Here is a 22,538-nt window from a genome sequence, read left to right on the forward strand (position 1 = left end):
CGCTCCGGCTCCGTGCGCCGTCGGCCGTCCGGGGGTCGGAGGCGCGCCCTCCCCGGCGCGGCCAGCTTGCGAGCGGCCGCCTGCCCGCAGGCGACGCAAGCAAAATCGACACATGGAAAAGTCTTTATCGGTTGACTCGACGACAAGTCTTGTGTGAATTCCACCCCAGTCGCTATACAAGGCGCAATATTTTCACGGGTGGAAATCAGATGCCGCTTTTTTCAGCCTTTGAAATTCTCGCAGAAACGCTTGTTCCCAGCGGCATCCTGCCTCCCAGCGCACCCAATCCCTTTGTCATTCAGGGCTACTGGGTGCAGCTGTCGCTGGCGCCGGGAACCACTCAGGCGAATTTCAACATCACCTTCAAAGAGACGACGGATTTCAATCAAGGTGCCGGACAATCCGCACTGCAGGCTCAGATCATCGATGCGAAGGGAGTGGTTCAACCCTACAACAGCTTCTTCGCATCGGTCGGTCGCGGGTTTCTCGGCCAGACGCTGTTCTCCGGTCAGACGGTGATCTACGGCGTACAGGCCCTGCCGGGGCTCCCGACCGATGCCGCCCTGCCGCAGGGCGGCACCGGCTGGCGTGGCACCGTGTCGATCGACGGCCAGACGCCCGGCTCGCTGATCGCGACGCCCACGCAACGCCTGCTCTACACCAGCGGCAGCGACATCACGAAGGCGACCGCCCTCGACGCCGTCGTCTACGCCGTCCCGACCTTCAGCGGTGCCGCGAGGATCTGAGATGGCAAGCCAGTCCTTCACGGCGTTCTGGCTCGGCTACGTGCCGTCGGGGTCGGGCGCCGGCCCGCTGCTGGGCGCGACGCCGCCCTACGTCGACACCGTCACGCTCGCCTTCGCCAACCTGTTTCGCGGCAACGTCACCTGCCAGAGCTTCCTGTTCAAGGCGAACAGCGAGGACACGATCCGGGCCGGCGTCGCGGCGCTGCGGCGCTCCTCGCCCCACGTGAAGATCCTGCTGTCGCTGATCGGCACCCCCGACCCCGTCGGCGTCGGCTGGAACACCGGCATCACCGATCCGGTCGCCTTCGCGGGCTGGTGCGCCAACCTGGCGAACGACTGGGGGCTCGACGGGTTCGACATCGACAACGAGGATCTCGACAGCAACCCGGGCCAGCCCTTCGTCGACACCTTCACGGCCATGCGCAAGGCGATGCCGAACGCCATCCTGACGCTGGACACCTACCTCTTCGGCCGCGACCAGGCGGTCATCAAGCAATTGGCGCCGGTTCTCACCGGCATCAACACGATGGCCTACTTCCTCGATTTCGACAGCATGACCGCGCTCGTGGAGCAATACGCGACCGTGATCGAGCCGGCCAAGATCGCGATCGGGGTCAAGTCGGACAAGGTCGGCCCGATCACGCAGGGCACGTCGGTCGCGGACACCGCGCGGCTCAGCGCCTGGAACCCATCCGGGGGAGCCAAGCGGGGCATGATGCTTTGGAACCTCAGCCAGGACATCGAGAGCGTCACGGGCGAGCCGGACGGGACCTGGACCCGCACGATCCACGACAACCTGCCCTGACCCGCCGCGCGCCCCTCACCGGAGAGCACCCGGATGTCCGAGCCGCTTCCCGACGACGCCGTCCTGATGACGCTCGCCGGCATCGCGTACGGCGCGCCCGCCTCGATCGGGCGCTATCTCGGCGAGGCCGCGCCCACCGCCGGCTGGACCCTAGCCTGGCTCGCGGCTCCCGCCGACCCGCCGGTCAACTTCGCCTACATCGCCCGCGACGGCGGCACGGGCGCCTGCGTGCTGGCGATCCGGGGCACCTACCCGAACCCGTTCTCGCCCGCCTATTGGCAGGACGGTGCCCAGGACAGCCCGTTCGGCGACATGACGGACTGGCCGGGGGCGCCGGGGGCCGCGATCTCGGCCGGCACGGCGCAGGGGCTGGCCAACCTCCTGGCGCTGCGCGATGCCGAGGGGGTCACGCTCGCCGCAGCGGTGGCCGCCCTGCCGCCGGAGGCCGCCCTCACGGTCACCGGGCACAGCCTCGGCGGCACGCTCGCGCCGGTGCTGGCCCTGCGTCTCGCCGAGGCGGAGCCGGACCGGTGCCTCGGTGCCGTGAGCTTCGCCGGCATGACCCCGGGCAACCAGCCGTTCGCCGACCTGTTCGGGCCGGGCTCGCGCCTGGAGGGCCGCTTGCGCCGCGTGTTCAACACCCTCGACACGGTGGCGTATGGCTGGGACCGGGTGCTGGCCACCCGGGATTTCTACCAGCCCGCCCCGCAGGGCGGCCTCGCGGTCGAGGCGTTGCTGACGGCGACAGCGGCGCGGCTCGCCCTCGGCGGCTACGGCTACGCGCCGGTCGGCCCGGCCGTCCCGCTGCCGGGCGTGCTGCTGCGCGAGCCCGTCATCCCCTGCGACCTCGTCGCCTACGTGTTCGAGACGCTGCATCAGCACATGCCGGACACCTACCTGGCCCTGCTCGGGGCGCCTCCGCTGCCGTTCTCGATCATCTTCGGCAGCGCGGTGGTGCCGCGCGGCCACGCGGCCGCCACCGGTTCGCCCACGCCCCGGCCCGCGCCGGTGCATCTCGACGGCATTGCGCGCTGAGCCGTGTTCCTGATCGCGGCATGACGCGCGCGGGTCCCCTGTCCTGCTCGGGCTTTCGCCTTCACCCATTGGCATGTGAAGCGCGCGTGCATCCGCGAGCCCGCGCCGGTTGGTTGCCCGTGCGATCCCTGGCGCAGATCGGATCTGGACCGATTCCAGATCATCGAGCCAAACACCTGGAAAATTGAGCTGATTTGACAGGGACGAACGCCTCGTGCGACCGGTCTCCATCCAGCCTTGCTGGTGAAATTTTCCGCGCTCAACAAAAATTCCTTGTCGTTCCACGGAACCGCGCGATTGATTCCCGGCCTGCGCATCCGCCACCTTCCGCGTCGCAACGAGAACCGAACCGCGGAGGAGACGATGCCGGCCATCGAGCCGTGGAGCGCGCCGCGCGCCGCCGAGATCATCGCCGGGCTCGCCGACCGCGAGGGCGCAATGCTGCCGATCCTGCATGCCCTGCAGGAGGCGTTCGGCTTCGTGCACGAGGAGGCGGTGCCGCTCATCGCCGAGGCGCTGAACGTCTCGAAGGCGGAGGTGCACGGCTGCATCACCTTCTACCACGATTTCCGCGCCGGCCCGCCCGGACGGCAGGTGGTGAAGCTCTGCCGGGCCGAGGCGTGTCAGGCGGTCGGCGCCGAGGCGATGCACGCCGAGGTGCTGCGCCGGCTCGGCATCGAGTGGCACGGCACGACCCGCGACGGCGCGGTGACGGTGGAGCCGGTCTACTGCCTCGGCCTGCGCGCCTGCGGCCCGGCCGCGCTGATCGACGATGCCCCGGTGGCGCGGCTCGATGCCGACGGCCTCCAGGCCGCGCTGATAGAGGTGGCCGCGTGAGCGTGACGGTCTTCATCCCCCGCGATTCGGTTGCCCTCGGGCTCGGCGCCGACCGGGTCGCCCGACCCCTCGCGAAGGCCGCGGCGGCGCGCGGCCTCGACCTCACCATCGTGCGCACGGGCTCGCGCGGCATGGTCTGGCTCGAACCGATGGGCGAGGTCGCGACACCGCAGGGCCGCATCGCCTACGGTCCGGTGCGGCCGGGCGACGTGGAATCGCTGCTCGACGCGGGGCTCGCCGAGGGCGGGGCGCACCGCCTGCGCGTCGCCCCTCCGACTGGCAGGCGCGCTTCTTCGAGGAGGATTTTTCCCTGACGCGCATCGCCCAGACCCTCGACGCGGCGGAGTGATGGCGATGAGCGCGACCTCCTCGACCGACAAGCTCGTGCGCATGGCCAACCAGATCGCCACCTTCTTCCGCTCCTATCCGGAGGAGGAGGCCGTGGCCGGCATCCGCAAGCATATCGCGGCCTACTGGACGCCGACGATGCGCGCGCGGCTGGAGGCCCATGCCGCGCAGGCCGGCGGGCGCCTCGACCCGCTCGTCGTGGCGGCGTTCGAGCGGGCGGCGGCGCCGAGCCCGGTCCGGCCCGCGACCTCCGACCCGCATCGCCTCGGCGAGGGCGCGAGCGACGCAGGCTGACCCGGGTGACGGCCGCGCCGGTTCGGCGTACCAACCGGCCATCCGACAGGCAGGCCCGGTTTGCCATGCGAAAGACTTCGCCCTCCCCCGCTTCGCCATCCAGCGGCGGGCTGCTGCCCGGCGGCGGCGAGGCGGCGGCCGACACGGCCGTGCGCGTGCCCACGCGAGTGATCGCCTACGCGGATCCCGAGCCGCGGGCCGACACGCGGCCGCTCGCGGTCGAGATGCCGGTGAACGTGATCTACGGCAGCGTGCCCTACGCGGTCATGATGACGACGCCCGCCGACCTCGTGGATTTCGCCTACGGCTTCAGCCTGACCGAGGGCATCGTGCGCTCGGCCGACGAGATCCGCGGCGCGGCCGTGGAACCGGGCGACGGGGGCCTGCGCCTCCTCGTCGACCTCGCGCCGGGGCGGCTGCGCGAGCACCTCGCCCGCAAGCGCGCGATCAGCGGCCGCACCGGCTGCGGCGTCTGCGGCATCGACGACCTCGCCGACATCCCGAAGGCCGAGTCGAAGCCCGATGCCGGTGTGACAGTGCGGCTCGCCGCGGTGGAGCGGGCGCTCGCCGCCCTGTTCGATCGCCAGATTCTCAACCGCGAGACGCGGGCGGTTCACGCCGCCGCCTGGGCGGATCTCGACGGGCAGGTGCTCGCGGTGCGCGAGGATGTCGGGCGCCACAATGCCCTCGACAAGCTTATCGGGGCGCTGCTGCGCGCGGGCACGCGGCCGGAGACGGGCTTCCTCGTCATCACCAGCCGCTGCTCGTTCGAGATGGTCGAGAAGGCGGCGAGCCTCGGCGCCGCGGTGCTGGTGGCGATCTCCGCCCCGACCTCGCTTGCGGTGGAACGCGCCCGCCTGCACGGCCTCACCCTGGCGGCGATCGCCCGCAGCGACACCGTCACGGTGTTCACCGGACCCGAGCGCCTCGTCACCGCGCCACCGGCGCCCTCCCCTTGAGGGCCGAGCCCGGCGCGGGCGCACGGCGGACCGATGCGACCGGCCCGGCTCGGGGCCTACACCTCGCGGGAGGCGGGGTGCAGCGCGGCGCGCCCCGCGCCGCGCTCGTACCAGCCCCGGCTGCGGTTCACGATCCAGACCACCGTGAGCATCACCGGGACCTCGATCAGCACGCCGACGACGGTGGCGAGCGCCGCGCCCGAATGGAACCCGAACAGGCTGATCGCGGCCGCCACCGCGAGTTCGAAGAAGTTCGAGGCGCCGATCAGCGCCGAAGGGCCGGCGACGCAGTGCTGTTCCCCGGCCAGGCGGTTGAGCCCGTAGGCCAGCCCCGCGTTGAAATACACCTGAATGAGGATCGGCACGGCCAGCAGGGCAATGACCAGCGGCTGCGCCAGGATCTGCTCGCCCTGGAAGCCGAACAGCAGCACCAGCGTGGCGAGCAGGGCGACCAGCGACACCGGGCCGAGGGTGTGCAGCAGCCGGTCCAAGGCCGCCTGTCCGCCCGAGGCCAGCAAGGCCCGGCGCACGAGCTGCGCCACGATCACCGGAATGACGATGTAGAGCACGACCGAGAGCACCAGCGTGCTCCACGGGACCGTGATGGACGACAGGCCGAGCAAGAGACCGACGATGGGGGCGAAGGCCACCACCATGATGCTGTCGTTGAGCGCAACCTGCGACAAGGTGAAATGCGGCTCGCCCTTGGTCAGGTTGGACCAGACGAACACCATGGCGGTGCAGGGCGCGGCGGCCAGGATGATCAGGCCGGCGATGTAGCTGTCGAGCTGGTCGGCCGGCAGGTAGGGCTTGAACAGGTATCCCACGAACAGCCAGCCGAGCAGCGCCATGGAGAAGGGCTTGACGGCCCAGTTGATCAGGAGGGTGACGCCGATGCCGCGCCAGTGCCGGCCGACCTGGCCGAGCGCGGCGAAGTCGATCTTGAGCAGCATCGGAATGACCATCAGCCAGATCAGCACCGCCACCGGCAGGTTGACCTTGGCGACCTCGGTCGCGCCGACCAGCTGAAAGAACCCCGGCATCACGTGGCCGAGCGCGAGGCCGGCAAGGATGCAGAGGGCGACCCACAGGGTCAGGTAGCGTTCGAAGGTGGACATGGGGGCACAGGCTTTCGCGGGGTTCAGGCGGTGGCGACACGCCGGCCGTGTTCATCCACGACCCGCTCACCGTCCTCTTTGATGAACTCGCCCTGCTGCGCCGGCAGCAGGTCCAGCACGGCCTCGGACGGCCGGCACAGGCGCACGCCCTTGGGCGAGACCACCAGCGGGCGGTTGAGCAGGATGGGGTGCGCCGCGATGGCGTCGAGCAACTGCGCGTCGGTCAGCGCCGGGTTGCTCAACCCGAGCTCGGCGTAGGGCGTGCCCTTCTCGCGCAGCACGTCGCGTACCGACAGGCCGGCGCGATCGAGCAGCGCGACCAGTAGGGCCCGCGACGGCGGGGTTTTCAGGTACTCGATCACATGCGGCTCGATGCCGGCGTTGCGGATCATCGCCAGGGTGTTGCGCGAGGTACCGCAGGCCGGGTTGTGGTAGATGATCACGTCCATCACGCGACCTGCGGCCGGGCCGACGTGGCCCCTTCCTGGTGGCCGATCTCCCGCACCTTGGCGGTCAGCGCGAACTCGTCCAGGCTGGCGATCGGCAGGGCGATGAACGCCGCGATGCGGTTCTTGAGATAGCGCTGCGCCTGGCGGAAGGCCGCCGCCTTCACGTAGTCCAGGCCCTCAATCGCGGCGGGGTCCTCGATACCCCAATGCGCCGTGACCGGCTGACCGGGCCAGAAGGGGCAGGTTTCGCCGGCTGCGTCGTCACAGACCGTGAATACGAAATCCATCACCGGGGCATCCGGCGCGGCGAACTCGTCCCAGCTCTTCGAGCGCAGGCCTGAGGTGGGATAACCGCTCTCCTGCAACGCCTGCAGGGCAAGCGGGTGCGGCTGGCCCTTGGGCCGGCTGCCGGCCGAGAACGCCCGGAAGCGTCCCTGCCCGTCCTTGTTGAGCATGGCTTCCGCCAGGATCGAACGGGCCGAGTTGCCGGTGCAGAGGAACAGCACGTTGTAGACGCGATCAGGCATGGGCGGTGTCTCCGGGGAGGCAAAGGCAGGCCGTCAGGGCTTCGACGGCCGGGGTGCAGACCTCCGGGCGGCCCTGGCAGCAGTCGCGCATCAGGAACTCGACCAGGCCTGACAGGCCCGCGAACGCGGCGCTGTAGAGGATCGAGCGCCCCTCTCGCCGGGACTGGATCAGCCCGGCGCGGCTCAGCTCCTTGAGGTGGAACGAGAGATTGGTGCCGGACACTCCGACCCCGCCCGCGAGCACGCCGGCCGCCAGACCGTCCGGGCCGGCGGTGACGAGCGCCCGCACGATGCGCAGGCGGTGCTCCTGACCGAGGGCCGCGAAGGCGGCGATGGCTTGCCGTTCATCCATCATCTATGCAATATCTCAATCATTGTTGAAATGTAGACGAAAGCCGCCCCTTGGACAAGCCCGCCCAGCCGTTTGCCGACGGCCTGCCGAACCTCAGCGCCGCGCACTTCGAGACGCCCACGGCCGCCGCCATCACCCCCCGGCAGCCGTTCACCCACGCCCCGCGTTTCCTGATCCTCTACGGCTCACTGCGGGAGCGGTCGTTCAGCCGGTTCCTGGCCTACGAGGCGGCCCGCCTGCTCGAAGTCATGGGCGGCGAGGTGCGGATCTTCCATGCGGACGGCCTGCCTCTGCCCGACGACACCACCGCCGACCATCCGAAGGTGCAGGAGCTGCGCCAGCTCTCGCTCTGGTCCGAGGGGCAGGTCTGGGTGTCGCCCGAGCGGCACGGCAACCTCACCGGCGTGATGAAAAGCCAGATCGACTGGCTGCCGCTCAGCGAGGGCAGCGTGCGCCCGACCCAGGGCCGCACCCTCGCCGTCATGCAGGTGTCCGGCGGCTCGCAGAGCTTCAACGCCGTCAACAGCCTGCGCCTGCTCGGGCGCTGGATGCGGATGATCACCATCCCGAACCAGTCGAGCGTGCCCATGGCCTACCGGGAATTCGACGAGGGCGGCCGCATGAAGCCCGGCCCGCTCTACGACCGCGTGGTGGACGTCTGCGAGGAGCTGATGAAGTTCACGCTGCTGACCCGCGAGCGGGCCGACGCTCTCGTGGACCGCTACAGCGAGCGCAAGGAGCGCGACCCCGACCGCCTGAAGGCCGTGGGCGCCGACATCGGCTTCGCTCAGCGCTGACGGCGCCCGCCCGGCCGCGACCCGACCTCGGCGCCGGTTTCCCCTCTTTCCCGCCCGCCGGCGCTTGTCACGCGCCCCGGCCCGCATTACACAGCGCCCATCGCACGCCGCCATAGCTCAGTTGGTTAGAGCGCTAGATTGTGGATCTAGAGGTCCCCCGTTCGAGCCGGGGTGGCGGTACCAGCGAACCCTCTACAAACAAACGATGTTTCGAGGCGGCATGGGAGCCGCCCATATCGCCAATGCCGAACGGGTCGGCACCGGGTCGGCACACGCTCAGGCTAGCAATCGCTGCCCTGCGACAATTTTGCTGGGGCAGTCCACACCTCAGTTGTTCTCGCGCCAGTTGGCCATCCGCTGCCCGAGCGTGCGGTTGGCTTCGCTGTCGTAGGCCGAGAGCACCTGCATGAACATCGCCCGGACCTCGGCCTCGGTTAGGGTCGAGCCGCGCATGTCGAACGCGAACGAGCGCGCGTCCGTGACCGCCTTCTGACCCCCGCCGCCTGACCGCACACCCGACAGCGACCCGCGCACCATGTCCGTCTGGCGCTCCGTGAGCACCGTTTCGCCTTCCTGCAGGACGGCCGCGAACTCGTTCGAGGCGAGCCCGGTGTGGTAGCGAGGGGCGTCGTGGAAGATCCGGGGATCGACGCGGACCCGCGGGATCCCGGGATCACCGACCCGGCCACCGTCGTGCAGCAGCAGCGCCCCGTCGCTCAGAACCACGGGGGCACTCGCAGCCGCCATCGCGGCACCTCCGCCGCCCCGGAAGAACGACAGCGCGCCTCCAAACAAGCCGCCGAGCGTGCCGGCGCCGCTCTCGGTCGCCGGAGCTGCTGTCCCCAGGAGACCAGCCAGCGGCCCCGTCCCCGTGAGCAATCCCTGCAGCGCCATGCGGGCGAGCTGGCGCGAGAGGTTGTGCAGCACATCGGAGAGCTTCTGCCCGTCGATGAGGGCATCCGCGATGCTGTCGCTGAGCGCCTGCCCGAAGTACTGCGCAGCCTGAGCCGCGAGCTGCTGTTGCTGCTCCAGGGCTGCGATCCGGTCCTTGGCGTGCCCGTATGCGTCGGCCGCCTTGTTGATGCGTGCGATCTGCTCATCGCTGAGCTTGATCCCGGCCTGCTGTGCAACTTCGACAGCGCGAGCCAGCTGAACCGCGCGCTGCTTCTCAGCAGTCGACTTGTTGAAGGCGTCCGCCTCTGCCTTCAGGCCGGCTACTTGCTTTTCGAGGCTACGGGTGAAGCTTTCCACCGCGTCGATGCTCTCGGATGAGGACGAGCGTGGCGTAGTGGTGATGAGGGGCTTGGTCTTGTCTCCGAAAAACAGATCCGTCACCGACTTTGAGGCACGCTGCGCAGCGGCGATGGTGGTCGGGTTCATCGACCCGCGCATCTTGTCCAGCGCGTCCTGCATGCCGGCATCCGCGGCGGGGCCGGTGCGAGACTGGCCGGGCGCAAGGGCGCCGAGCTGCGCAGCGATCGAAGGCGCTCGCGGTCCGCTCGATAGGCCCGCCCCGCCCTGCTGGAACTCACGCGCTGCGGCTTGCATGCCGCGAAAGGCGTTGAGCGCGATCGATGCGCCTTGCGCCAGGATCTCTTTCCACGCGATCGCGGCATCCGTGAGCGTCATGCCGGCGCGGGCGAGGTCGGTGTTGAACTGCCGCCCCACGTTGGCCAGCGTGTTCTCTGCCTCTTCCAGCCGGCGCTTCAGCTCCTGCGCCCGGGTGACGTCCTCCGCCTTCACCACCACGAGGTTGAGGTTGCCGAGGTCAGTCGCGCTCCGGAGGAGGTCCCGGAACTCCAGGCTGCCGCTCCGCAGCCGGTCAACGATGCTTTCCGGCATCAGCTTGCTGGCGAGGTCCAGGGCCGCGATCTGGGCGCCGGCCCGGTACATGCCCTCCATGATCTCCAGGGCGGTGCGGAGCTTGTCCTCATCGGTGGCGGAGCCGAGGAAGCGCGGCACGCTCTCGGCCGGAGCATTGCCGGCCCGCACCTGAGCGCGGAGCTGCCGCTCGAATGCGGATTGGTTGCCACCGGCCCCTTCGGCGTTCGGCTTCTCCGTGCCCTGCATCACGATGAAGGCCCGGTAAGCCTGCTCTAGCGCCGCTGTAAGATCCTTGGCCTCTACTTTCAGCTCATGGGCGCTATTGGTCCAACGCTGATAAAAATCGGTAGAGACGCCGAGCCGTGCGCTCTCGGTGCCGATCTTGTTCACACCGTCGAGAGCATCCATCGCGGCCTTTGCCGTTGCCTGCACCGCCTCAAGGGAGACCTTGATGGTGGCGTATGCTGCGACGTACGGGGCGATGTTGCGGACGAGCGAAAGGGCGCCGGCAGCGGCGAGTGAGCCCGCGCCACTCGCCGCGCCGCTGAGGGCCGCACCTGCGATCGGAGCGCCGACCTGCACGACCTGCTGACCAGCGGCGTAGGCTGCGGGCGAAGCCGTCGCGATGAGGGACTGCCTAGCGTTCACGGCCGCTGCCGTGATGCTCTTCGTGATCTCGCTGCCGGACCGCTTCGCGAAGTTGCTCAAGGCCATCTCGGCGGTACGGCTGGCGCCCGTGAACTCCAGCGCGAACTGCGCGGCACGCTGCTTCGCTGTGTCGGTGACGAGCTGCATCCCGCGCTGAAAATTCGAGACGTTCGCGGTGATGTCGAAGCTGAGGGCTGCGCGCTCGGCCATGTTCAGTCCTTCATGTCCTGGGAAAGCCCGCGGCCTATGCGATCGGCGCCATCCATCTCGGTCTCGAATGCGACCGGCCCGAAGAATGGCTGGGGACGCTGTCCGGGGCCGGTTCGACTGGGGAGCCGGCCGAACTCGATGGCGCGGATGTAATCGTACTCCGCCTGGGTGGTCTCCGGGCCGCCGGCCAGCACGCGAGCCCCGGCCTGATCGGGCAGTGGCTCCCAGCGTATGCTGGCCCGGGCGGTGCCGGAGCGCGCCGGGATCTGCTCTTGCATCGCCTCGACGGCGCGCTGTGCCTCCCCCTCGGCGCGCGACTGTGCCGCCGCCTTCAGCTTGCGCTCGGTATTGGCGAGCTGCGCGACGAACAGCGCGAGGTTGCCGACGCGCCCACCGATCATGACGGCACCGAGAAAACGGCCTTGTCTTCGTCAAGACCGAACAGGAACCCGGTCATCACGAGGCCGGCGAGCGCCGCCCACATGGCCATAGGTTGCCGCTGTACCAAGGCCTCTACCACGTGAGGATCCACGCCCTGCGTCCGCACGACAGCATCGGCAAGACTGCCATCCAACCGGCGCAGTGGCATCGGCGGCTGGTGGCGATCCGGAGGAGCAGGATGAGACGCGCGTAGGACGGCAAGCACGTCCGCCGCCGTCCACTTTTCTTCGGTGAGGCGCCGCCACACCTCAAGGGCCGAGCCGACGTCCAGTTCGAGGCGCCCGAGTGCGGCGTGCGTCCGGGGGATCTCGAACCGGACTGCCTTGCCACCGATCGATGCAATGACATGGCTAACAACGTTGGGGGTCTCGCTCATGTCTCTTCCTCGCTATTCCGGGCAACCGCCTGCAACTGGAGTTTCAGTCCATAATCAACAATTCCGGTGATCTCAAAGATCTGCCCATTATCGTTGATCCTCATTTCGCGAGTGATGCCGGGCTGGTTCCAGATAGTGAATGTAGCAGTTTGCTCACTATTTCTGCCACCCAATGCGATGAATTCGCGCGCTGTCATGTCGCGACGATAAGCCCAACTGTTTGTGAATAATTCCCATAACCGAATAATCTCGTTACTGACGGGGTCGCGGGCCTTCGTCGCGGCCTCTATGGCAATCATGCGGTTCATGGCGCCAGCGCCGACCATCGTAGTGCTCCCTCGTCAGGATGCCGGCCGCGCGATGCGCGAAAGCCGCGCGACCGGCCATGTCGATCGGACAGAGCCTCCGACGGGGCGCCGGCTCATCCCCGTGGATGCAGGGCCGCCGGCTGCCGGTGTTCTGAGCCACCTCCGGCTGGGCTTTGCCTGGGGACGTTGACACCCCGGCAATCGGTCAGGCCGCCGCATTGGCAGGCGGCACCTGCTGCTGTGGCGGCGCAGCAGGTGTGGTGTTGGGGTTCGCGTAGAGGTTGCCACCAGGACGTGGCGGCAGGCCCTCCATGCGGCGTGCATCGTTCGGACACAGAACCGTCGCCTCAATGCCTTCTCGATAGGCCGCGAACCGTGCCGCAAGGTCGCCGCGCAACAGGCCGGTGAGGTCGTGCTCGATGACAAACTGACGCCGGCTTTCCGTCGTCAGCAGCGATCGCATCAACTCGGTTTCGATCCGACGCGCCCACGGGGTGAAGCAATCTCGCACCAACGCCCGGCTCTCTTCGGACAGGCTTCCATAGCTGGCGTTCTTGCCTAGGCCCACGACAGAGAGCGGCACGCCGTAGAGACGCGCCACATCCTCCATGCCGGTGAGCCTGCTTTCATGGAACTGCGCCTCACGGCCCGAAGGCGCCAAAGGTTTGGCAGTAAGACCCCCTTCAAGTAGGAGAGTAAAAGGCTCGTTACGAAGACGCTGAACTCTTTCGTGCAATTGTTTTTTGAGCCTTTGAAAAGCGTTCTCTGCCATATCATGCCCATACGGACTAGCAGCTTGATTGCCCTGTGCAGCAGAGAAAAAAGAAGCATCTGTCTCAAACGAAAGATCAGGTGTGAAACCTCGATCAACTTGCGACTGCGCAAGGTCCGCCTGTCCGACGACAAGACCGATCGCGGCCCCGGCCCACTGCAACGGCGAGACCCCGATAAAGCCGTCCCGCGTCGCATAGCGCAGGTGCACGGTCTCATCCTGCGTCAGAACAATCGTGCCATGCACAGGGTCTGTTACCCGGAAGCGCAACCTTCCGGATGGTAATCGTTCGATGCCGACCCATGGGTGGGGCAGGTGATCGATGGCGATCACTCGGCCCCGCCCGTCGATGTGCTGGCGGGCGAAGCCGTTCCCCCACGTCGCGACGTCCCGCACCAATCCCTCGCGCACGCTGAAGGCCGTGGCGCGATCGTTCGACACGCTGTTAAGCAGCGGCATCAGGTAGTGGTCAGGAGCGGGCTCGCGTCCGCCGTCTTCGGTCAGCCGCAGGACGTTCAGCGGCAGGCTCGCAAGGCCCTCCGCAATGAGGCTCACGCATCTGGCCGCAACGGCGATGCACTGAACGGCCTCGTCGGGGCTAGCGTATTGGCGACCGTTCCACCCCAAGCCGAAGTAGCTCGCCAGGAACGGGTCGCTCGCCTTCACGGCTGGGGCGGGCGGACTGGCACGGGTCTCCAAGCCCAGGAAACGGCGCAGCGCGCCCATCTCAGCCTCCGAGAGTGTCGAGGTAGCGTCGGGCGATCGAAAGCCGCTGTCGGGGCTCGTAGACCCCTCCGCGCGCTTCCACAGTCGTCTGGCGGTAGGCGGGCCATCCGCTGATGACGGACACCTCCGCGAGGTCTACGGCGCGCAGCTCGCGCAGGTCGCCGGTCCACACCTCGCCCCCAGGCCGGACACTGAAGCCGAACGACATCCCGCCGAGGTCGCCACGCTCCGCCATCACCAACACGTCTCGGCCCTCGCTGGTGTCGGGCAGATCCAGCTCGAACGCGAGCCCGCGCGCATCCTCCCTCAGTCGCAGTGTGCCGCTCTTCGTTCGGCCGAGCACGCGTCTGGCATCGTGATCCCGTAGTGCGAGCACGTCGCCCGCCAGAGAAGCCGTGAAGGCGCCCGGCGCGATCCGCTCGCGGATCGCGCCACGGGACGGATCGGCAATGCGCGCCTCCACGCCGAAGACAGCCGCCAGCCCTGTAAGGCGCCGGCCGGCTGCGCGGACTTCGAGGGCTGCAGCGCGCTGTTCCATCACGCCAACGTCGTCGGGACGTCGTCGGCGTAGACGAATGCTTCCGGATGACGGATGGCAACGTCCGCGTCGAGGAATGCATGCAGATAAGCGCCGCCCTTCTTGGCGATACTGTCAGCATACGGGTTAAGAACGATGTCAACCGACGAGAAGTAAGCGACGATCAACTGCGACCACGAACCGTAGTAGATTTCCGAAAGGTTCGTGCCAGCCCCGAGATTGGACGGTATCTGCGTTGTGAACTCAACGCGCTCCTGATTGAAGATGGTCGAGACACCCAACGGCATCCCATCCTGAGTGAGGAGTTTGGAGGCGACTGCGCGCACCTGAGGGCTCGTGAGGTAGCCCGTACCGCCCTCAATGTTCGCAGCATCAATGGCGCCGATCATCGATGCGGTCAGATTGATCCAGTCTTGCGCCGACTTCTCCGTGCCGAACGTCAGCTTCGGCACGCCGGCCGTGCCCTTGATGCCAGCCGGCGCGGCTCCTGATCCCGTCCCGCGAACGGCCATCAGGTCGAGCGCCTGGGCGAGCAGCCATCCGAGGTCGTTCCGCAGGACGGTTTCGATCTGAGGTGCCTGGATGAGCATCCGGCGGCTCATCTCGTAATTGCCCGTGACAGTGTGCGGCTCAATGCTGATCTTGTCGAAGGTGGGGTCGGCCTGCGGGCCTTCCTGATGCTCTCCGACCCATCCCACAGTGCCCGAAGACTTCAGGCGCGGCAGGTCGAGGTTCGAGCTGAGGCCGGACAGCACGGTTGCGCCGAGGCTCTGCACCTTCAGAGCGGGCCGCGGTCGGTCGATCAGCGGGCCGAGGTTCGTCGCTATGAGCGCGCCAGCCGGACCACCCGCAGGCGTCTGTGTGCCGACGTACCGGCGCTCGTTGCCGAGAAGTGCCGAGGCCGGGACGGCGATGGCGCCCTGCCGGCCTGATCGATGCTCGCGGGCATACTCGCCCTCGGCACCTGTCAGCCGACCGTTCTCCAGGAACTCGCCGATCGCCTTGCCGACGCTGTATCTCGCCTCCAACTCCGCCATGCCACCGTGGCCAGCGATGGGCTCGCCTTCCATGCGGCGCTCCATGTCGGCCACGGTCTCGGCTCGGCCGATCTGCGCCTCCAGGTTCGACACCTCGCCCTTGAGCACGTCGAAACGGCCTTGCTCCTGCTGGTTCAGGTCGCGCGTCTCTCGTTCGGCCACGTCGCACAGACCGCGCATCTCCTGCACACGCGCGGCGCGCTGCTGGCGAAGTTCCATAAGTGTTGCCACGTTATTCTCCTGTGTCTGCCGTATAGAAGAGGGCTGACAGAGAAGAAAACGTCCGCTCTGTCACGGTAGATGTCACAACTTTGTCTACTGCATAACCTGCAGGCAGCTCATCAAGTGCCACCTGTGCGACGTCCGGCGACCGGATCCAGTTCGCCACGAGGCGCCACTCAGCGCCGTCCCGCAGGCGCAGCTCAGCCACCGGCCAGGGCCGGCTGACGCGAAGCTGCCAGCGAGAGCTGGGCATCGCCGTCTCCACCGCGGGCCACCCGCTCACGAGCGCGGCAATCGCCTGCTCGAAGGGGAGAGACAGGATGCCGGGTAGCGGATCGGGCAACCGGTCGCGATCCGGCACAGGCAGGCTGCGCAGTCCAGTGTAGCGCTGCACGGCCTCCGGGCTGGCGCTCGGGCCGTCGGCGGCGAGGATCGCGATCAGCATCGTCGCGGCGTTCTGATGCGACGCCTGCGCGGCACCCCAGCCCTTCACGCTTGGCGGCAGCATGCCGGCCTCCCGCAGGCTGCGGGCGACGGTCTCGACGGCAAACTCTGATCGGCCGTCGAGGCGGGCAAGCACGGCCTGCAAGGCGGGGAAGCGCGGCATGGTACGTCCTCTCTCACTGAGAACATACGCAGAACCGGCCTTATTGTTCAAGTCTCAGCGTTCACAATGGCTGAAATGCCGCTCGCTCAAAAAAGGAGTGGGAACGCAAAGCGCGCTTTCGATGGAGACGCCCGGTCCCGGGATCGCGGATCGAATTTCAAAAGCGAGGCCCCCGGGGTTTAATCTCCCAGGTCGACAGCGAGCCACGCATGGCGATCACAGTACCAATCGATTTCGGATGCACTCCGGAACACGGTCGCAGCCTTGCCGCACTCACAGCATCGCCTCGTGTCCTCTGCTGGAGCCATATCCTGACCCGATAGAGATAGCTCTGAAGGTGTAGAGGTAAGGTGTAATGGGTCCTTCATCCTCGCAGGGTCAGACCCTTCAAATTCGCAGGGGCTCAAGCGTGCTCTGCCCTTCAATCTTGCAAGGGTTCGCTCGCCTCGTGCACGCTGCGATCGGCGCTCCGCACGCTTCCCGGGTCGGGCATCGCGCTTCGCCCCGAGGTCGTCGAGGATGGCGTTCACGGGCTCATCGCTGATGCTGTAAGCCGTGGAGCTGCGGCCTTTGCCCTCCACGAACGTGAAGTAGCCGGCATCCGCAATCGCCCTGCGCGCACGCCATGCGCTGCTCTGCGACTTGAAGCCCGGCACCTCATCCGCAAGCGTGTCGTCCGCGATGATAGCCTTGCGGGTCTGTGCATTCGTGGCCTGGAGAATGCGTGCCAGCATCCTGAATTCGCTGGCGCGGAGCCGACTGTCGGCGCAGGCGGCGTTCAGGATGTCGAGCTTCCAACTGGTGAAGCTGCGGGCGTCGTCAGCTTTCGGCTGCTTGCGGTCCTGCATGGTTCGCGGCCTCGGCCGCGGTCGCACGACCCGCCAGCTCTCGAAGCTCCCCGTCGTGGCGGGCTGCGTCTTCGGCGGCGTTCTCAGCCGCTTCGATCGCGCGTTCCAGCAGGCGCACCAGCATGCGCGCCTGCCGCAGGTTCAAGTCAACGTAGGTCCGAAGATCCGGGGCGCCGCTAGTTGGGACGCGAGCACGCACCTCAACGGACGGAAGGCGCCCCACGAGATGAGCCGTCACGATGAACCGGCGCCCTGACATGCCGTCGATGGCAGCCTTGTCGACGACGCGGCGAAGGGTCTTTGTCATGCTGCCCTCTTGCGTTCGGCGAGCGCTCGCTGGGCCGCCTCGACGTCGGCGTAACAGCCCACCGGCTCCCCCTGCGGGCCGTACGCGTAGACGGTGCCCGGTCGGCTCATGATGACCGATCCGAGCTTGTTGCGGCCCTGGAAGACGTCGAGGCGATCACGTTGCGCGGCCATGTCACCGGCCCTCTATCGATATACCCTGATTATGGATCAGAGCGGAATGATAGAGAAGGCTTATGGTTCATTGCTGACGATGGCGAGGACAACGAGGCTGCGCGCCTCAGCGTCCCGGCACATGGCGGCGAGCGCTTCGAGGTACTCGGCCGTGCTGGTGAACTCCTCCAGGCTGCCCAAGAGTGCCTGCACCGCCTCGTCGCCCTTGCGGGCAATGTCGACGAGCTGCGCTTTGTCCTTCCGGACCACGCAAGTCGCGAGTTGGAGCGCCAGCAGCCGGCGCGTCAGGTCTTCGGCCGTGATGTCAGGAAGGTTGAGGCCGTGAAAGCCGACGATCCCCAGCGAGGCCGCACCTTCGCAGGATCCGCATTGTGAGCTTCGGCGGGTCATGCGGTCGCTCCATTGTCAGAAGTTGAGCGACACCGACGAGCTGGACGCCATTCATCCAGGTCCGCGCGATCGTAGCGAACCTGTCGACCGCTCTTAATGAAGACCGGCCCCGTACCAAACACTCTCAGGCGCTCTAGGTAGTTTTTCGTAACCCCTAAGTAGCTAGCAGCCTGAGATGTAGTGAGTAGCTTGTCTCGTTCTATTGTGCTATTCTGAGTTTCGGGCATCAATCGCGCTCCACAAAGCTTGGAGCTTGCTGGTAAGACTGATGCCGGGGAATGAAAAAGCCCACCGTGCACCAAGCCAGCGCAGCAAGCACTGGTTGCCATCGGTGGGCGCGATTGCCCTGTTCCTGAGAGCCAAGCTAAAGCAAATGAAAGGTTCGTCAAGCAGTGCGCCGCGCGTGCCGTATCGGGACGACATCGCCAGATGGCGTGCCTTCGAGAGCTGCGGCAATAGTCGCGCCGATGCGGTCCGACGCACGCTTGACCGGATCTGCGTGCAGATGAGCGTAGCGCTGTGTGGTGCTGGCCTGTGTGTGGCCCAACAGGCGACCGATGATCGGCAGCCCCATGCCTCCGCCTGCGCCCACGCTGGCGAACGAATGCCGCAGGTCATGGAGCCGGAGGCCATCAAGTTCTGCAGCGCGCGTGAAGGCCGCCCAAGGCTTCGCGAGGTCGGCACGGGGCTTCGCCGGATCGTTGCCCGCCACGACGTACGCAGAGGCTCGCGGGAGGCCTTCTATGATCGCCAGGGCGGGCGCGTTGAGCACGACGGCACGCCGGCCGGTTTTCGAAGTCGGCAAGAAGAGCATGCCGCGCTCGAAATCTACATCAGCCCACCTGAGATGCAGGATCTCCCGGAGCCTGCAACCGGTGAAGAGAAGCAAGCGCACGGCTGCCGTCACATGCGGGCTGTAGACCGTGCGCGCGTTCTCATCCGCCGCCCGGTGCTTCGATCGGGCCTTGTTCGGGTCGGCGCTCCAGGCGAGCCCGATCGTTTCCGCCTCGCGAAGGACGGCACCGAGGCGCTGAAGCTCCTCCGTGGTGAGGTAGCGCTCCCGGGCTTCCTCCCCGAACCGCTCCACGTGACGGGTCGGCACCTCGAATGCCCGCGGGAGGATCTGGCGACGGATGGCGAAAGTGTAGATGGATGACAGGGCCGCAAGAACACGGTTGGCCGTGATGCGGTGCCCACCCTCCCCTATGCGGCGGTGCAGCCTGTCGACGTCGGCGAACGTCACCTCCCCCACCTTGCGCGTTCCCAAGGCCGGCGTGATGTGCTTGTCGAGATAGATCCGATAGAGGGCCGCTGTGCCGGACGCGAGCTTTGGTGCCACGGCTTCGGCCAACCATTGCTCCGCTACCGCCGCCAGGGTTGGCGCTTCGCGATCCGCGCGCCGCTTGGCGGCTGGGTCCTCACCGGAGCGAGCCGCCGTCAGCTTCTCTCGTGCGAGCCTGCGGGCTTCTTCCGTTGCAAGCACACCATGGGGACCAAGCGTCAGCCGCTCGTTCCGCGAACCCCGGCCACCTGATCCCGCGCGGTACTCCACGACGTAGCTCTTCGCACCGGAAGGGAAGACGCGCACCGCGAACCCCGGCAATTCCTGATCGTAGACCGTGAAGCGGCTGGCCGCCGGCTTCAGGGCATCGACGGTGCGTTTCGTGAGGCGCGCCGTGGGCATCTCGTCCCTACCTTCCGGTTTCCGCGGGTCGGCACCGGGTCGGCACCGGAAGGAAAATCAGCGGAAACTCTGGAAAGCACGCTAGGGCCGGATTTCGCCGAAAACAACGCTAGCTCAGGCGTTTAGGAAAGCTTGGAAAAACACCGTCAAACTAAAAAATTGAGATTGTGGATCTAGAGGTCCCCCGTTCGAGCCGGGGTGGCGGTACCAGCGATTTCCTGAAGATGGCAGATGGTGAGCGGGGCCAGCGCGCGATCGGCTCCCAGGATGGCACGCGTGGAATGCGATGCGCCGACGCCCTTTCGGATGACTCCCTCAGCGCGCCGAACCTGCCCCAAATCGCACTCTGAATCGGGCTCGCCACGGCCTATTGCTGGCGTGCGACACCGTGAGGGCGGGTTCGGACATGCATGACAGGCAAAAGCCAAGCAGAGAACCCGAGGGCACATCTCCAGCATGTCAGGGCTGCATCTGCCCCTGATGCCATAGCGCGCGAAGCAGTTCGTCCGCCATTGCCGCTCGTCGTCACTGACGCCGTGGCAACGCTCGCGCCTCTCGATCCTGCGCAACGTCGGATCGAGCGGCCGATGCGAGGACGCGATCGGCCTCACCGAGAACCACGGCCGTCGGCAGGCCTTTCATCGCAGCCGGCACGGCTCGGCGCAGATCAACGGCATCTCGAACCACTCGCTCGCGGGGTTGACTAGCTTCATGATCGACTATCGTGAGTTCGATGCCATCGTCGTGGGCTCCGGTGCTTCGGGAGGCTGGGCCGCAAAGGAGCTCACCGAAGGCGGAATGCGCGTGCTCCTCCTGGAAGCAGGCCGCGCCGTCGATCCGGTCAAGGATTTTCCACAACCGGCGAAGGCGGGGCATCACCTCGCGGTCGGCCATCCGCTCGTCGCGCGGTCCAAGGCCGCCCTCCTGGGCGGTCAGTTCGTCCAGGCCCGCTGCATCGCGTTCAGCCATCTCACCCAGCGGTTCTTCGTCAACGATCGCCAGAATCCCTACACGACGCCGCCGGGCAGGCCCTTCAACTGGTACCGGGGACGCCAGCTCGGCGGCAGGCTCTACCTGTGGGGGCGCCTCGTCTTCCGCATGTCGGACGACGACTTCAAGGCCGCGAGCCGAGACGGACACGGCGCCGATTGGCCGATCTCCTACAGCGACCTCGCTCCGCATTACGACACGGTCGAGACGTTTCTCGGCGTCAACGGCACGCTGGAAGACATTGCCGGATTACCGGATGGGAAATACGTCAAGCCGACGACCCTCAACCAGCCCGAGAGAGAATTCCGCGCCCGTGTCGAACAGGCGTTCCCCGGCGCGCACGTCATTCCGACGCGGTATGTCGCCAACAACGCGTCGCGCATTCCGCTCCCCATCCGGGCGGCGCAGGAGACGGGCCTGCTGACGCTCAGGACGGATGCCATCGTCGAGGCTCTCACCATCGACGAGGCGACGGGGCGCGCGACAGGCGTCCGCTACATCGACCGGATCACGGGACAGACGCACGCGGCGCGGGCGCGATTCGTCTTCCTGTGCGCGGGCAGCATCGAAACGCTGCGGATCCTGATGAATTCGCGCTGCCAGCGCCATCCGGGCGGTGTCGGCAACAGCTCCGGGCGGCTCGGCCGGAACTTCATGGATGCGGTCCACATCGCACTGACCGGGCCGCACGAAGACGTGGAGGCCCAGGAGCCCACGGCTCGGACCGACGCCTTCGATTTCGGCAAGATCGGCGGCTTCTATGTGCCTGCCTTCAGGACGACGGAGCCGGTGGCGGGGCCTTACCGACGGGGCTTCGGCATCATGGGCGGCATCGGGCGGGGCTATCCCTTCTGGTATCTCACCGCGCAGGGCGAGATGCTGCCCCGGCCGCAGAACAGGGTGACGCTCGACCCCGCCAAGCGGGACGCCTGGGGCATCCCGGCCGCGCATGTCGACGTCAGCTACTCCGAGAACGAGGAGCGGATGGTCGCGGATGCCCGCGCGACGTTGCAACGCATGGCCACCGTTGCGGGTCTCAAGCCGAAGGCGACGCCGATCGGCAAGCCGCTGCACAATCTCGCCTTCAGGATCATGCGCAGGCGCTTGGTGATGCCATCCGGCGCCAGCATTCCCGGCTCCGCGATCCACGAGGTCGGCGGCGCGCCGATGGGGACGGACCCGAAGACCTCGGTGCTCGATCCCTACAATCGATGCTGGGATGCGGACAACGTCGTCGTCACCGATGGGGCCTGCTTCGTGTCGAGCGGTGCCCAGAACACCACCTTGACCATCATGGCGCTGACGGTGCGGGCCTGCGCCCACGTCCTCAAGATGCATCGCGCTGGCTCGCCGGCCTACGAGCTGAGTTATACCGACGGTCGTTGAAGACGACCTTTGGTTCCGGTCTCGACTTGTCGCCAAGCCTCCGGCTTGGCATCGACACGTCGCGATGGGTCATCGGCCCCGTCGATCCCGGGCTTGCCCGGGATCGAGATCGATGCGTCAGCATCCTGGGGCGGTGGCATGAGGCACGCGCAGCATTCTGCCCACGAGCCTCAGTTTCGATGAACCGAAGCGATCGGAGCCGCGGCCGGCGGGGCCGAACGGCTGACATCGGCGGTGCCGACACCCGAGGCGGCCCGGCCGCCGCGCACCCGACGTGAGCGCGGGCCGGCGGCGCGGCGTGAGCCCGGCCGATCCCGGCGCGCACGGCAGCGTCGCCTCTCGCCACGGCCCGAGTGCATCTCGCCTACGCAGAACGGCGGGAATGGTCCGGAAGCGGAAGGTCTGGGCATGCAAGGCCAAGCTCAGCAGCGCTTTCGCCGCAGACGACACCCTCGACAGAACGTCCTGGCTGAGTTACTGCGCGCCGAGTCTCGGCGAGAACATAATGCGAACGACGCTTTTGAGCAGGGCGGTCCGGCGCGGGCGCGGGTGGCGGACGTGGCGCACCGAGAATGCCAGCGAGATCTTCTTCGGAGCGGCCGCGCCGCTTGGCGGCATGCGCCTGCGCTGGACGGTGCGGGGCCGCATCGGCGTCCTTGATGCCGCCGCCAACCGCAGGCTCGCCCGTCATACGGCCTTCGATCTGATCAACAACACGAACGTCACGGGCGCCCTGCGCGACCCCGGCGACTGCGCCACCCCCCGCCGCAAGGCCGGGTGAGCG

27 protein-coding genes, 1 tRNA gene and 1 pseudogene are annotated in these 22,538 nt (G+C 67.4%); 11 read left to right on the top strand and 18 right to left on the bottom strand.

What is annotated here, in order from left to right; translation table 11 throughout:
- Positions 1-209 precede the first annotated feature (209 nt).
- The 7 genes and pseudogenes from MFF61_RS06925 to fdhD all read left to right on the top strand — a co-directional run bounded on the left by MFF61_RS06925 (position 210) and on the right by fdhD (position 5,024).
- Entirely contained in the window at positions 210-746 is a 537-nt protein-coding gene (locus MFF61_RS06925; protein ID WP_238234349.1) for a hypothetical protein, read from the top strand.
- 1 nt (position 747) lies between these two features.
- Complete coding sequence (locus MFF61_RS06930) at positions 748-1,551, top strand: EndoS/ChiA family endoglycosidase (RefSeq protein ID WP_238234350.1); 804 nt, start codon at positions 748-750, stop codon at positions 1,549-1,551.
- 33 nt (positions 1,552-1,584) lie between these two features.
- Entirely contained in the window at positions 1,585-2,586 is a 1,002-nt protein-coding gene (locus MFF61_RS06935; RefSeq protein ID WP_238234351.1) for a lipase family protein, read from the top strand.
- 363 nt (positions 2,587-2,949) lie between these two features.
- Entirely contained in the window at positions 2,950-3,423 is a 474-nt protein-coding gene (locus MFF61_RS06940; protein WP_238234352.1) for a formate dehydrogenase subunit gamma, read from the top strand.
- A pseudogene (locus tag MFF61_RS06945) lies at positions 3,420-3,683 on the top strand (formate dehydrogenase); the annotation flags it as partial. The gene MFF61_RS06940 and the pseudogene MFF61_RS06945, both read left to right, overlap by 4 nt.
- 94 nt (positions 3,684-3,777) lie before the next feature.
- On the top strand, positions 3,778-4,065 hold the full coding sequence (locus tag MFF61_RS06950) for a formate dehydrogenase subunit delta (RefSeq protein WP_238234353.1): 288 nt from the start codon (positions 3,778-3,780) through the stop codon (positions 4,063-4,065).
- Positions 4,066-4,130: 65 nt separating this feature from the next.
- The gene (gene fdhD / locus MFF61_RS06955) at positions 4,131-5,024 is read left to right on the top strand and encodes a formate dehydrogenase accessory sulfurtransferase FdhD (protein ID WP_238234354.1); all 894 of its coding nucleotides are present in this window, start codon (positions 4,131-4,133) and stop codon (positions 5,022-5,024) included.
- Positions 5,025-5,080: 56 nt separating this feature from the next.
- On the opposite strand, the gene arsB is transcribed toward fdhD, so the two are convergent.
- From arsB to MFF61_RS06975, 4 genes are read right to left on the bottom strand one after another with little or no spacing between them, the layout of a single operon-like run.
- Positions 5,081-6,142 (bottom strand): ACR3 family arsenite efflux transporter, encoded by a 1,062-nt coding sequence (gene arsB, locus MFF61_RS06960; protein WP_238234355.1) that lies wholly within the window; start codon positions 6,140-6,142, stop codon positions 5,081-5,083.
- A gap of 23 nt (positions 6,143-6,165) precedes the next feature.
- Positions 6,166-6,591 (bottom strand): arsenate reductase (glutaredoxin), encoded by a 426-nt coding sequence (gene arsC / locus MFF61_RS06965; protein WP_238234356.1) that lies wholly within the window; start codon positions 6,589-6,591, stop codon positions 6,166-6,168.
- Complete coding sequence (locus tag MFF61_RS06970; protein WP_238234357.1) at positions 6,591-7,118, bottom strand: arsenate reductase ArsC; 528 nt, start codon at positions 7,116-7,118, stop codon at positions 6,591-6,593. Before MFF61_RS06970 ends, arsC begins: the two co-directional genes overlap by 1 nt.
- Positions 7,111-7,470 carry an ArsR/SmtB family transcription factor gene (locus tag MFF61_RS06975; protein ID WP_238234507.1) on the bottom strand — a complete coding sequence of 120 codons (360 nt, stop codon included), beginning with the start codon at positions 7,468-7,470 and terminating at the stop codon, positions 7,111-7,113. Before MFF61_RS06975 ends, MFF61_RS06970 begins: the two co-directional genes overlap by 8 nt.
- A 50-nt stretch (positions 7,471-7,520) precedes the next feature.
- On the opposite strand from MFF61_RS06975, the gene arsH reads away from it, so the two are divergent.
- Positions 7,521-8,267: an arsenical resistance protein ArsH gene (gene arsH / locus MFF61_RS06980; protein WP_238234358.1), complete on the top strand. Its 747-nt coding sequence runs from the start codon at positions 7,521-7,523 to the stop codon at positions 8,265-8,267.
- Between the two features lie 106 nt (positions 8,268-8,373).
- Positions 8,374-8,450, top strand: a tRNA-His gene (locus tag MFF61_RS06985).
- 144 nt (positions 8,451-8,594) lie between these two features.
- Here the strand turns inward: MFF61_RS06985 and MFF61_RS06990 are convergent.
- From MFF61_RS06990 to MFF61_RS07050, 14 genes are all read right to left on the bottom strand, one after another.
- Positions 8,595-10,949, bottom strand: a complete 2,355-nt coding sequence (locus tag MFF61_RS06990) for a hypothetical protein (protein ID WP_238234359.1) — start codon at positions 10,947-10,949, stop codon at positions 8,595-8,597.
- 2 nt (positions 10,950-10,951) lie between these two features.
- Complete coding sequence (locus MFF61_RS06995; RefSeq protein WP_238234360.1) at positions 10,952-11,350, bottom strand: hypothetical protein; 399 nt, start codon at positions 11,348-11,350, stop codon at positions 10,952-10,954.
- Positions 11,347-11,766 (bottom strand): hypothetical protein, encoded by a 420-nt coding sequence (locus MFF61_RS07000; protein WP_238234361.1) that lies wholly within the window; start codon positions 11,764-11,766, stop codon positions 11,347-11,349. The genes MFF61_RS06995 and MFF61_RS07000 overlap by 4 nt, the downstream gene beginning before the upstream one ends.
- Positions 11,763-12,092 (bottom strand): phage head closure protein, encoded by a 330-nt coding sequence (locus MFF61_RS07005; RefSeq protein ID WP_238234362.1) that lies wholly within the window; start codon positions 12,090-12,092, stop codon positions 11,763-11,765. Before MFF61_RS07005 ends, MFF61_RS07000 begins: the two co-directional genes overlap by 4 nt.
- A gap of 187 nt (positions 12,093-12,279) precedes the next feature.
- Entirely contained in the window at positions 12,280-13,572 is a 1,293-nt protein-coding gene (locus MFF61_RS07010; protein WP_238234363.1) for a phage portal protein, read from the bottom strand.
- 1 nt (position 13,573) lies between these two features.
- Complete coding sequence (locus tag MFF61_RS07015; RefSeq protein ID WP_238234364.1) at positions 13,574-14,110, bottom strand: HK97 family phage prohead protease; 537 nt, start codon at positions 14,108-14,110, stop codon at positions 13,574-13,576.
- Positions 14,110-15,378 carry a phage major capsid protein gene (locus tag MFF61_RS07020; protein WP_238234365.1) on the bottom strand — a complete coding sequence of 423 codons (1,269 nt, stop codon included), beginning with the start codon at positions 15,376-15,378 and terminating at the stop codon, positions 14,110-14,112. The genes MFF61_RS07015 and MFF61_RS07020 overlap by 1 nt, the downstream gene beginning before the upstream one ends.
- 1 nt (position 15,379) lies before the next feature.
- A complete protein-coding gene (locus MFF61_RS07025) occupies positions 15,380-15,976 on the bottom strand; it encodes a hypothetical protein (protein WP_238234366.1) in 597 nt (198 codons plus the stop codon).
- A 179-nt stretch (positions 15,977-16,155) separates the two neighbouring features.
- Positions 16,156-16,824 carry a hypothetical protein gene (locus tag MFF61_RS07030; RefSeq protein ID WP_238234367.1) on the bottom strand — a complete coding sequence of 223 codons (669 nt, stop codon included), beginning with the start codon at positions 16,822-16,824 and terminating at the stop codon, positions 16,156-16,158.
- A complete protein-coding gene (locus tag MFF61_RS07035; RefSeq protein WP_238234368.1) occupies positions 16,796-17,131 on the bottom strand; it encodes a hypothetical protein in 336 nt (111 codons plus the stop codon). Before MFF61_RS07035 ends, MFF61_RS07030 begins: the two co-directional genes overlap by 29 nt.
- A complete protein-coding gene (locus tag MFF61_RS07040; protein WP_238234369.1) occupies positions 17,128-17,304 on the bottom strand; it encodes a hypothetical protein in 177 nt (58 codons plus the stop codon). The genes MFF61_RS07035 and MFF61_RS07040 overlap by 4 nt, the downstream gene beginning before the upstream one ends.
- 60 nt (positions 17,305-17,364) lie before the next feature.
- Complete coding sequence (locus MFF61_RS07045) at positions 17,365-17,694, bottom strand: hypothetical protein (protein WP_238234370.1); 330 nt, start codon at positions 17,692-17,694, stop codon at positions 17,365-17,367.
- Entirely contained in the window at positions 17,691-18,023 is a 333-nt protein-coding gene (locus MFF61_RS34030) for a helix-turn-helix transcriptional regulator (RefSeq protein ID WP_373324651.1), read from the bottom strand. The genes MFF61_RS07045 and MFF61_RS34030 overlap by 4 nt, the downstream gene beginning before the upstream one ends.
- Positions 18,024-18,079: 56 nt before the next feature.
- Positions 18,080-19,378, bottom strand: coding sequence for a tyrosine-type recombinase/integrase (locus MFF61_RS07050; RefSeq protein ID WP_238234371.1), 1,299 nt, complete (start codon positions 19,376-19,378; stop codon positions 18,080-18,082).
- A gap of 711 nt (positions 19,379-20,089) precedes the next feature.
- Here MFF61_RS07050 and MFF61_RS07055 point away from each other — a divergent pair.
- Both MFF61_RS07055 and MFF61_RS07060 read left to right on the top strand, forming a co-directional pair.
- On the top strand, positions 20,090-21,754 hold the full coding sequence (locus MFF61_RS07055; protein WP_238234372.1) for a GMC oxidoreductase: 1,665 nt from the start codon (positions 20,090-20,092) through the stop codon (positions 21,752-21,754).
- A gap of 505 nt (positions 21,755-22,259) precedes the next feature.
- Positions 22,260-22,535 (top strand): hypothetical protein, encoded by a 276-nt coding sequence (locus MFF61_RS07060; protein ID WP_238234373.1) that lies wholly within the window; start codon positions 22,260-22,262, stop codon positions 22,533-22,535.
- Positions 22,536-22,538 lie beyond the last annotated feature (3 nt).

The sequence above is a fragment of the Methylobacterium isbiliense genome (assembly GCF_022179325.1).
Taxonomy (GTDB): domain Bacteria; phylum Pseudomonadota; class Alphaproteobacteria; order Rhizobiales; family Beijerinckiaceae; genus Methylobacterium; species Methylobacterium isbiliense.